Genomic DNA, 14,478 nt, shown 5'->3' with positions numbered 1-14,478 from the left:
GCGCGGGCTTGGCTTCAGAAGTCGTAGCGGGCGGTGAATTTTACTGCCCGTCCATCTTCCGGATAGATGCCCGATACCGCCCCGCCACTGCAGTCATAGGCTTGCGAGTAATACTTGCGGTCGGCCAGGTTGGTGCCGGTGACGGCCAATTCCCAGGCGCTGACACGTACCGCATAGCGGGCATCGAAGGTGGTGAAGGACGGCATGCGCGCGCAGGTGTTGGCAAAATCATTGCCCATGCGCTGGCGGTCCACCCAGCGCGCCCCCACATCGGCACTGTGCTGGCCGGACTTCCAGTTCAATCGGGTCGACAGCGTATTGGCCGGCACCAGCGCCAGTTGCTTGCCGCTGTTGTCGCCCTGCACGAAACGCGCATCGATGTGCTGGTAGGCGGCACGCCACCCCAGGGTCTCGGTCAGCTGCACGCGCCCTTCCAGTTCCACGCCCTGATGACGGGTCGGGGCCAGGTTGCTGTTGGCACCGTTGCCGCCATTGGCGGTGGGGTCGTAATACAGCTCGTCACGCACGCGATGGCGGAACCAGCGCAGCGTCACCTGGCGTGCGCTATTGCCCAGGGTCGCGCCCAGTTCCAGATCATGCGAGACCTGGGGCTTCAAGACCGCGCCGCTGGGCAAGGCGGTGAAACCGTTCTCGTCGGCCGTGGCCAGGCGATAGCTCTGGCCGGTCTTGACGAAGCCGCGCAGCAACGGCAGCGGTGCGTAGCTGGCCTGCAGGTCCCAGGCATTGACGGCACTGGTGCGGCCATAGGCACCGGAACCACTTAGCTGGGTGAACTGCTCGCGGCGCACGCCGGCGGCCACGCGGGCATTGTGGTCGAACTCGATTTCATCGCGCAGATACAGCGCCTTCGAATGCTGGGAGGCATCGCTGTTACCATAGCTGGCGTTGGTGGCCGAACTCCATTGGGCCAGGTCGACGCCGGCAATGGCCTCGTTCTTCCAGAAACCACTCTCGAGTACGTGGCGCAGGCGCGGCGAGAACTGGGTAGTGCGTACATTGTTCTGCGCGGTCGAGCCGCTGCTGACATAGGTGGAGCGCGAGATCTTCTCGCGATGCGACAGTTCGGCGGCCACATCAAAGGCACCAAAACGGCGTTCCAGGAAGGCCGTAATGCTGTCGTTGTCATAGGAGCCATGGTCCAGTGGCTTGCTGGTCTGACGCGCATTGGCTTCATATTGCGCTTGCGTCAGGCTGCCTGGCAGGCCGAAATCGGCCCGGGACAGGTTGGCACGCAGGCCGAAGCGCCAGTCGCTGGCGAACCATTGCACCGTGGTGCTGGCGTTTTCCTGGTTGGCACGGCTGTTGTGACGCCAGTTGTCGGCGTGCGATTTGGCATAGCTGGCATCGATGGACATGTTGTCCCAGCCGCGCGAGACCGCCGCCCGGCCCGCGCGCTGACCGTTGCTGCCGACTTCGCCCACCACGGTACCGTGCGCCGCATTGGCCTGCGGGCGGCGGGTGATGATCTGGATGGTGCCGCCGGTGGCGCCGCTGCCATAGAGGACGCTACTGCCACCGCGCACGATCTCGATACGTTCGATGGTCTCGATGGGAATCGACGACAGCAAGGGCGTCGTCAGTTCGTTCTCGGAAATACGTACACCGTCGACCAGCACCACCATGTTCTGGTCCCCATTGGCGCCGAAGCCGCGCAGGTCCAGCGGGAAGTCGCGCGGACCGGCCAGGCTCTGGCGTCCGTAGACGCCGCCCAGCTTGCGGATGGCTTCATTGGCGTTGTCGATGCCGGCTTCGCGGATCTGCTCGGCGGTGATGACCGTGGTGGCCACCGGCGCAAAGGCCGGATCGTTCGGGAAGCGCGAGGCCGACACCACCACGGCCGACAGCGGCTGGCTGGCGTCGGCTGCCTGGCTGCCGGCGGCCAGGGTCGAGAGGATGAGCGCAACGGCGGTGCGCAGGGCAAAACGGGGGCGTGGACCGCCGCAGCGGGCCGGGAAATGAGCGATGTGCATGAAAAGACAGTCGATGAATGTGTGCAGCCTGCCTCCCCGCAAGCCGCAATCAACGGAAAACCGCACCAGCATTGGCTGTGCAGCTCCCTCCTGTTCTGGCCGGTCTCCGGACTGCAGGCATGACCATCGGCCTTCCCATGTGGCGAAGTGAACGTTCGCGCAAAAACACAGTGGCGTGGAAGACGGTCTCGCCGGCATGGCGAGACGCATCGTCTCACTGCTGCCGGCACCTGGTTACCGTTGCGGGGGCAGTACACCTTGGCCGGCCCTCCTGCTTGCTGCAGGCGGCCTGGCGCGTGTTTCCCGTTTAACGGCCGGCGAGGATACGCCGGCGGGCACCAAAACCGCGCCATTGTAGGCGTGCAATGTGCAGGCCACAAGCGCCCGGCAACAGATGATGTAAATCAGCACAAGCCCGAGCACACTAATTGCTTTCAGGAAAAAGCCAGATAGAATTCATCCCCAGCAGCTTTATATAGAATAAATTCGATTCTTCTATCGAAAACATTTGAAACGCGGTCTCCGGCGCTGGGTGGTCGGGGCCGAAAAATTGAAACAAATGGGGGATTTCACTCGCTGTTTGGCCGATGAGATCACGGCAAGCGGTCCTATACTCGGCGCCATGGCATCGTCGACCGATGGACTCTTGGCGGGTCCGCTGGCCTCACTGTCATCCCTGAACCGTTGTCGTGGTCTGCGGGCCTTCAGACTCTGCCTCTGGCTGCCGATATCTCCTTGATATCGGGGAAAGGGTAGTTGCTGTGCCTCCCGGAACGACGCATTTGATCCGCCTACGGGCAACTTTGCACAGCAGTGCGCCGACGAGCGCACACCTTTGTTGGGAGAATCAGTAATCATGAGCGACGACGTTGATCTGGAAGCATTGTTTGACGAAATTTCCTCGCAGACGCTACCGGGCATGACCGCCGAACCGGCCGCCGCCACCGCCAGCACCGACGAGGCAGCCGCAGGCGAACAGGAAGACCAGAGCGACAAGCCCATGTATGAACGCCTGGGCGGCATCGTGCGCCTGTTGCACGATTCCATGCGTGAACTGGGCTACGACCGCTCGCTCACCGACGTAGCCGAGCAGATCGGCGACGCCCAGAGCCGTCTCGAACACATCGCCACCCTCACCGAGCAGGCGGCCAACAAGGTGCTCAATGCGCTCGATTCGGGCATGCCGGCCCAGGACCGCCTGCAGGAACAGGCCAAGGACATCAACGCCCGCTGGACCAGGCTCTATGCCGGCCAGATGAACATCGACGAGTTCAAGGCGCTGGCAGGCGACTCGCAGAAATTCTCCACCTCGGTCATGGAATCGACCGAAGCGGAAAAGGCGCGCATGCTGGAAATCATGATGGCCCAGGACTTCCAGGACATCACCGGCCAGCTGATCAAGAAGATTGTGGCCATCACCGCCACCGCCGAGCGCGAACTGGCGCAATTGCTGCGCGACAATGCACCGCCCGAGGTGAAGGCGCAGATGGATGCGGAAAAACCGGTCACCCTGATGAATGGCCCGTCCGTGGGGGGCACCGCCATGGCACAGGACGACGTGGACGACTTACTCGATAGCCTGGGGTTCTAATGGATGACGAAATGCTCAAGGATTTTGTCGTTGAAGCGTTGGAGCTCGCCACCAACGTGGAAGAGCATCTGCTGACGCTGGAACGACATCCTGATGACCTTGAAATCCTCAACGCGGTCTTCCGCGCATTCCACACCATCAAGGGTGGCGCCGGGTTCGTGAACCTGCCGGCCATGGTATCGGCCTGCCACCTGACCGAAAACCTGTTCGATGCGCTGCGCACCGGCAAAGCCCCGGTCACGCCGCTGGCCATCGAAGCGGCGCTGCAGGCCAGCGGCTTCGTGGCCGACCAGTTGAACGAATTGTCCAACGGCGCCGCGCCCGACAGCCTGGCCTCGATGCCGGCGGAACTGAAAGACATCCTGACCCAGGCCATCGAAGGCAAGAGCGAAGCGCCGGCACCCGCTGCGGCTGCACCTGCCCCGGCGGCAGCGGCACCCGCGGCAGCACTGGTGGCGGCTACGCCCGCTGCTGCGGCCAGCGTCGATGGCAGTGCCAGCGTGATGAAGAATGGAGAACTGGACTGGCCCGCGCTGTACCAGGCGCTGGTGCCGGGCGCGGCTGCCGCGCCGGTGGCTGACAGTCCGGTCGAGGCCGCTCCGGTCACCGCTGCTGTGCCTGCCGCTGCCGCTCCTGCCGCCGCCGATGGCGAGCCCAAGGCCGCCGCCCCGGTTCAGCAGAATCGCCGCGCCACCGACTCCCCTGGCGGAGCCAAGGAAGAAAGCATCCGTATCGATGCCGTCAAACTGGATGCCCTGCTGGAAGTGGCCGGTGAATCGGTGCAGGCCGCCAACCAGGCCGCCGTACTGCTGGAAAAGCTGCAACAGTTCAAGTTCGAAGGCACCGCTGCGGCGCTCATGTCGACCCTGGCCGAAACCCTGGGCCGCGCCTCGCGCTACTCCAGCGAACTGCAACGCGCCACGCTGTCCACGCGCATGCAGCCGGTGGGCCGCCTGTTCCAGAAATTCCCGCGACTGGTGCGCGAACTGGCCAAGGACCTGGGCAAGGACGTGGACCTGGTCATCACCGGTGCCGAAACCGAAGTCGACCGCGTGGTGGTGGACAGCCTCTACGACCCGCTGGTGCACATGCTGCGCAACTCGCTGGACCACGGTATCGAAGTGGACCGCGCCGCCGCCGGCAAGCCCAACAAGGCGACCATTTCGCTCAACGCCTGGCAGGCCGGCAGCAGCGTCATGATCGAAGTCTTCGATGATGGCAAGGGCATGGATCCGGACATGCTGCGCGGCAAGGCGCTGGCCAAGGGGCTGATCAACGAACACCAGGCGCTGACCGCCGACGAGGCGCTGCAGCTGGTGTTCCTGCCCGGTTTCTCGACCAAGGAAGTGGCTTCCAGCGTCTCCGGACGCGGCGTGGGCATGGACGTGGTCAAGACCGCCGTGGAAAAGCATCGTGGCACCATCCGCATCGAATCCACCGTCGGCAAGGGTACCAAGTTCTCGATCCGCCTGCCCATCGAACTGTCGATCATCCCGACCATGCTGGTACGCTGCGCCGGCGCCCCGCTGGCCCTGCCGATGGCGGTGGTCGAACGTGTGGTCGAGCTGCCCGAGACCTTCGACGAAGTCGGCGGCGCCCCGGTGCTGCGCGACCAGGGACGGCCCTTGCCGGTCAACTCGCTGGCCGGCGTGCTGGGCTACGAGCCGGGCAATGAACGGGTCGGCATCGTCATGGCGGTACCGCATCCCTACATCCTCGGGGTGGAATCGGTGGAAGGCACGGCCGATCTGGTGATCAAGCCGCTGACCGCGATCCATACCGCCGGCATCACCGGTACGGCCCGTTCGGCTGAAGGTGAGCTGGTGCTGGTGGTGGGCTTGTCCTTCCTGCTGGACGGCTGCCGCGACATGGAGCGCACGGCAGTGGCGTAAGACTGCTGCCCACGCTACGAACGGCCGGATCCGCGCGGATCCGGCCGTTTTTACGTCTGGTCTGCCTTCGGACGGCGGGACTTAAAGTTCATACATGTCCTTCTCGCCCTCCATGACCTGCGCAATCAGCTTGCGGTTCAGGGTCGGCGCCAGCAATTCGATGAAGGTATAGACATATCCCCGCAAATACGCCCCCTGCTTCAAGGCCACGCGCGAGACATTGGTGCCGAACAGGTGGCCGGCCGGAATGGCCCGCAATCCCCGGTCGCGCTCGGCATCGAAGGCAATGCCGGCAATGATGCCCACCCCCATGCCCAGCTCCACATAGGTCTTGATGACGTCGGCATCGATGGCCTCCAGTACCACGTCAGGCTTCAACTGGCGCAGCGAGAAGGCATGGTCGATCTTGCTGCGGCCGCTGAAGGCGGAGTCATAGGTGATCAGCGGATTGGCGGCGATCTCTTCCAGCGTCAGGCTCTTCGATTGCAGCAGCGGATGGTCGGGCGGCACCACCACCACGTGCTCCCACTGGTAACAGGGCAGCGACACCAGCCCCTCGCCTGAGGCCAGCGCCTCGGTGGCGATGGCAATGTCGGCCTGGTCGTTGCGCACCATCTCGGTGATCTGCTTGGGATTACCTTGCAGCAATGACAAATGCACCTTGGGATATTTCTGGGTGAAGGCTTGTACCACCTTGGGCAAGGCATAGCGCGCCTGCGTGTGGGTGGTGGCGATGGTGAAACTGCCGCTGTCGTGGGCGGCGAATTCCTTGCCGATGCGTTTCAAGCCATCCACTTCCTGCATGATCAGCTCCACCGAGCGCAGCACCGCCCGACCCGGCTCGGTCAGGCCGCGAATCCGCTTGCCGTGGCGGGTGAAGATGTCCACGCCCAGCTCTTCCTCCAGCTCGATGATGGCCTTGGAAACGCCTGGCTGCGAGGTATAGAGCGCCTTGGCGGCCTCCGTGAGGTTGAAGTTCTGCCTTACCGCTTCACGAACGAAACGGAACTGATGAAGATTCATGTGGGAATTCCTTCGCTTCTACCTAGTAAGCGGGCGGCGCCCGGCGCCAGCCCTGCCTGCTTCATTCGCAGCATTTCCATATGCCAAAGGCGTATATAAGCAAATAAATACTATGTAGTTTGGTTTGAAACATAAGTTTATTACGATTCGCAGACTAATGGGCGAGGTGTTATGACTGTTTCTTATGTAGTAAGCGGATTTGCCGTAGGACTGCTGGTCGGACTGACCGGGGTTGGTGGCGGCTCGCTCATGACACCGCTGTTGACCTTGCTGTTCGGCATTCATCCTTCGGTGGCCGTGGGCACCGACCTGGCCTTTGCCTCGGCCACCAAGACCGCCGGCACCCTGGCCCACCGCTTCAAGGGCACGGTGCGCTGGGATGTGGTGCGCCGCCTGTCTTATGGCGCCCTGCCCGCCGCGCTGCTGACCACTCTGCTGCTGAAGCATTTTGGTGCCGTGAGCGACGGCATTGCCCTGACCATCCGCTATTCGATTGCAATCTCGGTGTTCCTGACCGTAGTGGCGCTGCTGTTCCGCTCGCGCATGCAGGCCTGGCTCAACGCCCATCCGGAAGCACAGTTGCAAGGTACCAGGCTGGCCAGTGCCACCATGGCCGCCGGGGCCCTGCTGGGCACGCTGGTGACCATTTCCTCCATCGGTGCCGGTGCCGTGGGCGCGACCTTGCTGGTCTTGCTGTATCCTCGCCTGTCTCCGGCGGAGATCGCCGGTACCGACATCGCCTATGCCGTGCCGCTGACTGCCATCGCTGCACTGGGCCACTGGTGGCTGGGTTCGATCAACTGGGAACTGTTGGCCACGCTGTTGCTGGGCTCGGTTCCGGGCATCACCATCGGTTCGCTCGCAGCGCGGGCGGTGCCGGAGAAATTCTTGCGCGGCCTGCTGGCCATTACGCTGACGAGCGTTGCAGTCAAGCTGATTTGGTAGGCTTATTTTCAATCGGGCGCACCCTGATCCGGGCGCCCATAAGACGTTAACAGGGAAGACAAGATGTACCGCTATGACCAATACGATCACCTGATCGTCAAAGAGCGAGTCGCACAATACCGAGACCAGGTGCGTCGGCGCCTGTCGGACGAACTGGCCGAAGACGAATTCCGTATCCTGCGCCTGCAGAACGGCCTGTACCTGCAACGCCATGCCTACATGCTGCGCATCGCCATTCCCTACGGCATGCTGGCCTCCAATCAACTGCGCAAGTTCGCCGAGATCGCCGTCAAGTATGACCGCGGCTACGGTCACTTCACCACCCGCCAGAACATCCAGTTCAACTGGATCAAGCTGGAAGAATCGCCCGAAATCCTGGAACAGCTGGCCAGCGTGGAAATGCACGCCATCCAGACCTCCGGCAACTGCATCCGCAATACCACCTCGGACGAACTGGCCGGCGTGGCCGCCGATGAAATCGTCGATCCGCGTCCCTATGCCGAACTGATCCGCGAGTGGAGCACCTTCCACCCCGAGTTCGCCTACCTGCCGCGCAAGTTCAAGATCGCCATCAGCGGCGCCGCCGAAGACCGTGCCGCAACTGCCGTGCACGACATCGGCCTGCACGTCATCAAGAACGAGGCTGGCGAAGTCGGCTTCCGTGTGCTGGTCGGCGGCGGCATGGGCCGCACCCCGATTCTGGGCAGCGTGATCCGTGACTTCCTGCCCTGGAAGCACGCCATGTCCTATCTGGAAGCGATCCTGCGTGTGTACAACCAGCACGGCCGCCGCGACAACATGTACAAGGCCCGTATCAAGATCCTGGTCAAGGCCATCGGCCCCGAGGAGTTCGCGCGCCAGGTCGAAGCCGAATGGGCAGACATCAAGGATGGCCCCTCCACCCTGACCGAAGAAGAACTGCAGCGCGTGGCCAAGTTCTTCACCGATCCGGCCTACGAAACCCTGCCGGCCGTGGATGCGGAATATGAACGCCTGAAGGCTGAAGACCGTGGTTTCGCCAACTGGATCAAGCGCAACGTCAAGGCGCACAAGCAGGCCGGCTATGCAGCCGTGCTGCTGTCGCTCAAAAAACCGGGCGTGCCGCCGGGCGACATCACCGCCGACCAGATGAACTTCGTGGCCGACCTGGCCGACCAGTACAGCTTCGGCGAACTGCGCGTGACCCACGAACAGAACCTGGTGCTGGCCGACGTCAAGCAATCCGAACTGTATGGGCTGTGGAAGGCCGCCAAGTCGCATGGCCTGGCTACGCCCAACATCGGCCTCCTGACCGACATCATCTGCTGCCCCGGCGGCGACTTCTGCTCGCTGGCCAATGCCAAGTCGATCCCGATTGCCCAGGCCATTGCCGAGAAGTTCGAGAACATCGACTTCCAGCATGACATCGGCGACATCGAGTTGAACATCTCCGGCTGCATCAACGCCTGCGGCCACCACCACGTGGGCAACATCGGCATCCTGGGCGTGGACAAGGATGGTTCCGAGTGGTACCAGGTCTCGCTGGGCGGTGCCCAGGGCAACGAGTCCTCGATCGGCAAGATCATCGGCCCCTCGTTCTCGGCCACCCAGATGCCTACCGTGATCGACCGCCTGCTGCAGGTGTATGTCAAGCAGCGCACCGAGGAAGAACGCTTCATCGACACCGTGCGCCGCATCGGTGTGACCCCGTTCAAGGAATTCGTTTACGCAACGCCGATCCGTTCGGCCGAGTATGTCGCAGGAGAAGACGCAAATGCCTGAAATCATCAAGAACAAGACCGTCGTGAGCGACGACTGGACCGTACTGCGCCTGGCTGAAGGCGAGACCGCAGAGACCGTGACCGTACCGCAAGGCCGCGTGATCGTGCCGCTGAAGGTGTGGCAGGCACAGGGCGAGGCCCTGAAGTCGCGCGCCGAGATCGGCGTGTGGCTGGCCAGCGATGAACGTCCGGAAGAACTGAAGGGCCAGCTTGACAGCTTCAAGGTCGTCGCCGTGGACTTCCCCAAGTTCGCCGATGGCCGTGGCTATTCCATCGCCTACAACCTGCGTGCCCGCCTGGGCTATACCGGTGAGCTGCGTGCCATCGGCGACGTGCTGCGCGACCAGCTGTTCTACATGCAGCGCGTGGGCTTTGACGCCTTTGCCGTGCGTGCGGACAAGAACATCCACGATGCCGTCAAGGGCCTGACCGACTTCTCCGAGAAGTACCAGACCTCCTGGGATGAGAAGAACCCGCTGTTCCGCCGCGTCAAGCGCGAAACCGTGCAGGCCGCTGACTGAACGGCGATTGTGAAGAAGGAAGGACAGCCCATGACCAACCCAGGCTTGCAAGAACTCATCGCCAAGACCCAGGCCACCCTGGAACGCATCGCCGCCGAGTACGCCCCGGCCGCGCTGGCCTCCAGCCTGGCCGCCGAAGACATGGTGCTGACCGACCTGATCCTGCGCGGCAAGCTGCAGGATCGCATCAGCATCTTCACGCTGGAAACCGGTCGCCTGCACAAGGAAACCGTGGGCATGCTGGACCGCATCCGCGAGACCTACGACTACGAGGTCGCGCCCTATCGTCCGCAGCCCGAAGCGGTAGAAGCCTACGTACGGAAGAACGGCGCCAACGCCTTCTACGACAGCGTGGAACTGCGCAAGGAGTGCTGCCACATCCGCAAGATGGAGCCGCTCAATCGCGCCCTGCAGGGCAAGGCCTCGTGGGTGACCGGCCAGCGCCGTGCACAATCGGTCACACGCGCCGAGCTGCATGTGCAGGAACGTGACGAAGCCCACGGCATGGAGAAGTTCAACCCCCTGGCCGACTGGTCGGAACAGGACGTGTGGGACTACATTCGCGCCAATGACGTGCCCTACAACCCGCTGCACGACCAGGGTTACCCGTCCATCGGCTGCGAGCCCTGTACCCGGGCCATCCAGCCAGGTGAAGATATCCGCGCCGGCCGCTGGTGGTGGGAGAACCCCGACTCCAAGGAGTGCGGCCTGCACGTGGTCGATGGCAAGCTGGTGCGCATCAAGGCGCATGCGGCGAGCTGAACCAGAATTCAATCAAAGCAACAACAAGCAAAGCATCGGAAGGTCCGGCATGAACACAGCGGTAGACAAACTCTTTTTGGACAACGCCAGCAACCGTCACCTCGACTGGCTGGAATCGGAAGCCATCCACATCATGCGCGAGGTCGCGGCCGAGTGCAGCAACCCGGCACTGCTGTTCTCCGGCGGCAAGGACTCCGTAGTACTGCTGCGCATCGCCGAAAAAGCCTTCCGCCCCGGCAAGTTCCCCTTCCCGCTGGTGCACATCGACACCGGCCACAACTTCCCGGAAGTCATCGAATTCCGTGACCGCCGCGCCGCCGAACTGGGCGAGCGCCTGGTGGTGCGTTCGGTGGAAGATTCGATCAAGCGCGGCACCGTGCGCCTGCGCAATCCGCAAACCGATTCGCGCAATGCAGCACAAGCCGTCACGCTGCTGGAAACCATCGAGGAATTCAAGTTCGACGCCTGTATCGGCGGCGCTCGCCGCGATGAAGAAAAGGCCCGCGCCAAGGAACGCATCTTCTCCTTCCGCGACGAGTTCGGCCAGTGGAATCCCAAGGCCCAGCGCCCCGAACTGTGGGACCTGTATAACACCCGCGTACATCCGGGCGAGAACATGCGCGTCTTCCCCATTTCCAACTGGACCGAGCTGGATGTGTGGCAATACATCGCCCGCGAAAAACTGGCCCTGCCCTCGATCTACTTTGCGCACGAACGTGAAGTGATCCCGCGCAACGGCCTCTTGGTACCGCTGACCGACCTCACTCCGGCGCGCGAAGGCGAGACCGTGGAAAAGCAGGTCGTCCGCTTCCGTACCGTGGGCGACATTTCCTGCACCTGCCCGGTGTCTTCCGATGCCGCTTCCGTGGAAGCGATCATCGCCGAAACCGCAGTGACCCAGATTACCGAGCGCGGGGCCACCCGCATGGACGACCAGACGTCCGAAGCCTCGATGGAAAAACGCAAGAAGGAAGGATATTTCTGATGAACGCCGCCGCAACCCAAGCACAACTGGCCCAGGCCACCGCACAATCGCACGAACGCGGCCTGCTGCGCTTCATCACCGCCGGTTCCGTGGACGATGGCAAGAGCACCCTGATCGGCCGCCTGCTGTTCGACAGCAAGGGCATCTTCGCCGACCAGCTCGACGCCATCTCACGTGCCAAGCACAAGCGTACCGTGGGCGATACCGTGGACCTGTCGCTGCTCACCGATGGCCTGGAAGCCGAGCGCGAGCAAGGCATCACCATCGACGTGGCCTATCGCTACTTCGCCACGCCCAAGCGCAAGTTCATCATTGCCGATACCCCGGGTCATGAGCAGTACACCCGCAACATGGTCACCGGTGCATCTACCGCCGATGCCGTCATCATTCTGGTGGACGTCTCCAAGGTGAAACTGGGCGACGATGGCAGCGTGGAACTGCTGACCCAGACCAAGCGCCACTCCACCATCGCCCACCTGCTGCAGATCCAGCACGTGATCGTGGCCGTCAACAAGATGGACCTGGTGGATTACGACCAGACCGTCTATGACCGCATCGTCGGCGCCTACCAGCAGTTCGCGCAGCAACTGGGCTTGCAGGACGTGCACGCCATCCCGCTGTCGGCGCTGGCCGGTGACAACGTGGTGGAGGCCAGCGCACGCATGTCCTGGTATCAGGGCCCGACGCTGATCAACCTGCTGGAATCGCTGTCGGTGTATGAAGATGCGCACGAAGAAGCCTTCCGCTTCCCGGTGCAGCTGGTGGCGCGCCACAACGGCCACGAAGCCAATGATTTCCGTGGCTACATGGGCCGTATCGAAGCCGGCAAGGTCGCGCGAGGTGACAAGCTGGTGGTGCTGCCCAGTGGACAGAGCGCGACCGTCAAGGACATCCAGACCCTGGATGGTTCGCTGGAATCGGCCTCGGCCGGCCAGTCGGTGACCATCCTGCTGGACGAGTACCTGGACATCTCGCGCGGCGACCTGCTGGCCGCGGCGGCCCAGCCCTCGACCATCCTCAAGACCGTCAACGCGGATGTGTGCTGGCTCTCCGAAGAACCGCTGGACCTGCGCCGCAAGTACTGGCTCAAGCACACCACCAAGCAGGTGGCAGCGCGCGTGGCCAAGGTCGATACGCTGCTGGACATCAACACCCAGGAACGCCGCCCCGCCGACACGCTCAAGCTCAACGACATCGCCCGCATCAGCGTGAACGTGCAGCAGCCCATCGCGGCCGATTCCTACCAGGACATCCGCGCCACCGGCGCCTTCATCCTGATCGACGAAGTGAGCCATCAGACGGTGGCCGCTGGTATGATTCGGATCGACTGAATTTCCTTCGATCCGCAATCGTCTCTTCGACCAGGCCATGGCCACCCAACAGGCAGCGACTTCCTACTCTTCCGATTCACCCGCCCCCAGCCCGGACCATCCGGGCATGGTGTGGCTGGTTGGCTCCGGCCCTGGGGCCGCTGACCTGTTGACGGTGCGTGCCGCGCGCCTCTTGGCGCAAGCCGAGGTCGTGCTGCACGATGCCCTGGTCACCGAAGATATCTTGGCCCTGTGCCCGCAAGCCGTGCTGGTCCCGGTGGGCAAGCGCAGCGGTCAGCGTTCCACGGCCCAGCCCGTGATCAACCAGAAGCTGGTGGAAGCGGCTCTGCAGTATCGCCGCGTGGTGCGCCTCAAAGGCGGCGACCCCATGCTCTTCGGTCGGGCCGATGAAGAAATGCGGGCGCTGGAAGAGCACAACATTCCTTACGAAATCGTCCCCGGCATCACCGCCGCACTGGCGGCCGCCTCCGCTGCCAAGCGTCCGCTCACGCGCAGGGGGATTGCGCGCAGCGTCTCGCTGTTCACCTCCAGCACGGGCGTGGATGAGCCGGATGAAGTCCGTATGCCCAATGGCGATACCCTGGTTCAATACATGGGCGGACGCGAAGCCACGGCCACGGCGCAACGCCTGCTGGCCCTGGGCCATGCCCCCGAGACGCCGGTGGTGGTGGTAGAAAACTGCAGCCGCGCTGACCAGCATATCTACCATCTGCAACTGGCTGGCCTGGAGGCCGGGCTGCAAGCCTGTAGCGGACCGGTGCTGGTGATGATCGGGCCGGCACTGGCGGATCGGGACTGACGCCCATGCACCTGCTCCACGACCCTGCGGCCCCTGCCGCCGCCCCCATCGATTTCGAGGCATTCCTCAAGGTCGATATCCGCATCGGCACCATCATCGCCGCCGATGCCTTCCCTGAAGCCCGCAAGCCTGCGTTCAAACTGAAGATCGATTTCGGTCCGGGCATCGGTGTGCGCCAGAGCAGCGCCCAGATCACTACCCACTACACGCTGGAGCAGCTGGTCGGTCGCCAGGTGGCGGCGGTAGTGAATTTTCCGCCGCGCCAGATCGGCAAGTTCATGTCGGAAGTGCTCACGCTGGGCTTTCCGGATGCCCAGGGCGAGGTGGTGCTGTTCAAGCCGGACCAGGCCGTACCCAACGGCGCCCGGCTGTTCTGAAGGGCTCTAGGGCCTGTTCCCAACAAGCAGATGGCCCGTATTCCGGGCCATCGTCGCATGCGGGAGTGCCGATGGCAGGATCAGCTATTGGCCGTCCCCACGCAATAAGCGGCAATCGCCTGCAACACTGCCTCATCCTCGCCCACCGCAGCGACGGTGCGCACTTCCACACCTGGATGCGCCTGGCGCAGTTGCTCCAGCAATTCCGGCAGGTCACGGCGCACGTGCCCGCCCTGCCCCAGGAACACCGGAATGACGGTCACGCGCCGGCTGCCGGCGGCAATCTGCCGCGCCGCCACGGTCGGCAGGTCCGGCTGCATCAGCTCCAGGAAGGCCAGCTCCACGCTGGTCCCCGGCATGGCCGCCTGCGTGAGCGCGCGCAGGCGCTCGAAAGGCGCCGCCCAGGCGGGGTCGCGAGCGCCGTGGGCGAACAGGATCAGGCTTTGGGAAGTGGCTTGGCTCATGATGTGCAGCAGTCTTTCAGGCTAAGTATTCGAGATC

13 protein-coding genes and 1 riboswitch are annotated in these 14,478 nt (G+C 63.3%); of the genes, 10 read left to right on the top strand and 3 right to left on the bottom strand.

The window, feature by feature from the left end:
• Nucleotides 1–14 precede the first annotated feature (14 nt).
• Nucleotides 15–1,991 carry a TonB-dependent receptor family protein gene (locus HNO82_RS10580; protein WP_175343676.1) on the bottom strand — a complete coding sequence of 659 codons (1,977 nt, stop codon included), beginning with the start codon at nucleotides 1,989–1,991 and terminating at the stop codon, nucleotides 15–17.
• Between the two features lie 80 nt (nucleotides 1,992–2,071).
• Nucleotides 2,072–2,349, bottom strand: a riboswitch (cobalamin riboswitch).
• Between the two features lie 498 nt (nucleotides 2,350–2,847).
• Here HNO82_RS10580 and HNO82_RS10575 point away from each other — a divergent pair.
• Together HNO82_RS10575 and HNO82_RS10570 are read left to right on the top strand one after the other, a co-directional pair.
• The gene (locus HNO82_RS10575) at nucleotides 2,848–3,582 is read left to right on the top strand and encodes a protein phosphatase CheZ (RefSeq protein ID WP_175343675.1); all 735 of its coding nucleotides are present in this window, start codon (nucleotides 2,848–2,850) and stop codon (nucleotides 3,580–3,582) included.
• Complete coding sequence (locus HNO82_RS10570; RefSeq protein WP_175343674.1) at nucleotides 3,582–5,474, top strand: chemotaxis protein CheA; 1,893 nt, start codon at nucleotides 3,582–3,584, stop codon at nucleotides 5,472–5,474. The genes HNO82_RS10575 and HNO82_RS10570 overlap by 1 nt, the downstream gene beginning before the upstream one ends.
• A gap of 81 nt (nucleotides 5,475–5,555) precedes the next feature.
• On the opposite strand, the gene HNO82_RS10565 is transcribed toward HNO82_RS10570, so the two are convergent.
• Nucleotides 5,556–6,497 carry a CysB family HTH-type transcriptional regulator gene (locus HNO82_RS10565; protein WP_008330266.1) on the bottom strand — a complete coding sequence of 314 codons (942 nt, stop codon included), beginning with the start codon at nucleotides 6,495–6,497 and terminating at the stop codon, nucleotides 5,556–5,558.
• 171 nt (nucleotides 6,498–6,668) lie between these two features.
• Between HNO82_RS10565 and HNO82_RS10560 the strand changes: the two genes are divergently transcribed.
• The 8 genes from HNO82_RS10560 to HNO82_RS10525 all read left to right on the top strand — a co-directional run bounded on the left by HNO82_RS10560 (nucleotide 6,669) and on the right by HNO82_RS10525 (nucleotide 13,977).
• Nucleotides 6,669–7,442, top strand: a complete 774-nt coding sequence (locus HNO82_RS10560; protein WP_008330268.1) for a sulfite exporter TauE/SafE family protein — start codon at nucleotides 6,669–6,671, stop codon at nucleotides 7,440–7,442.
• A 63-nt stretch (nucleotides 7,443–7,505) separates the two neighbouring features.
• Complete coding sequence (locus HNO82_RS10555) at nucleotides 7,506–9,203, top strand: nitrite/sulfite reductase (protein ID WP_175343673.1); 1,698 nt, start codon at nucleotides 7,506–7,508, stop codon at nucleotides 9,201–9,203.
• A complete protein-coding gene (locus tag HNO82_RS10550) occupies nucleotides 9,196–9,723 on the top strand; it encodes a DUF934 domain-containing protein (protein WP_175343672.1) in 528 nt (175 codons plus the stop codon). Before HNO82_RS10555 ends, HNO82_RS10550 begins: the two co-directional genes overlap by 8 nt.
• A gap of 30 nt (nucleotides 9,724–9,753) precedes the next feature.
• Nucleotides 9,754–10,485 carry a phosphoadenylyl-sulfate reductase gene (locus HNO82_RS10545; protein WP_175343671.1) on the top strand — a complete coding sequence of 244 codons (732 nt, stop codon included), beginning with the start codon at nucleotides 9,754–9,756 and terminating at the stop codon, nucleotides 10,483–10,485.
• A 49-nt stretch (nucleotides 10,486–10,534) separates the two neighbouring features.
• Nucleotides 10,535–11,470 (top strand): sulfate adenylyltransferase subunit CysD, encoded by a 936-nt coding sequence (gene cysD, locus HNO82_RS10540; protein WP_069374332.1) that lies wholly within the window; start codon nucleotides 10,535–10,537, stop codon nucleotides 11,468–11,470.
• On the top strand, nucleotides 11,470–12,801 hold the full coding sequence (locus HNO82_RS10535) for a sulfate adenylyltransferase subunit 1 (RefSeq protein WP_175343670.1): 1,332 nt from the start codon (nucleotides 11,470–11,472) through the stop codon (nucleotides 12,799–12,801). The genes cysD and HNO82_RS10535 overlap by 1 nt, the downstream gene beginning before the upstream one ends.
• 37 nt (nucleotides 12,802–12,838) lie before the next feature.
• Complete coding sequence (gene cobA / locus HNO82_RS10530) at nucleotides 12,839–13,600, top strand: uroporphyrinogen-III C-methyltransferase (RefSeq protein WP_175343669.1); 762 nt, start codon at nucleotides 12,839–12,841, stop codon at nucleotides 13,598–13,600.
• Nucleotides 13,601–13,605: 5 nt separating this feature from the next.
• Nucleotides 13,606–13,977: a tRNA-binding protein gene (locus HNO82_RS10525; protein ID WP_008330279.1), complete on the top strand. Its 372-nt coding sequence runs from the start codon at nucleotides 13,606–13,608 to the stop codon at nucleotides 13,975–13,977.
• A gap of 80 nt (nucleotides 13,978–14,057) precedes the next feature.
• On the opposite strand, the gene HNO82_RS10520 is transcribed toward HNO82_RS10525, so the two are convergent.
• Nucleotides 14,058–14,441, bottom strand: a complete 384-nt coding sequence (locus HNO82_RS10520; protein ID WP_175343668.1) for a sirohydrochlorin chelatase — start codon at nucleotides 14,439–14,441, stop codon at nucleotides 14,058–14,060.
• Between the last annotated feature and the right edge of the window lie 37 nt (nucleotides 14,442–14,478).

Source organism: Herbaspirillum sp. C9C3 (genome assembly GCF_013359625.1).
Classification (GTDB): domain Bacteria; phylum Pseudomonadota; class Gammaproteobacteria; order Burkholderiales; family Burkholderiaceae_D; genus Herbaspirillum.
The sequence above is the reverse complement of the archived record's forward strand: the minus strand, read 5'-3'. Positions and strand labels throughout refer to the sequence as shown.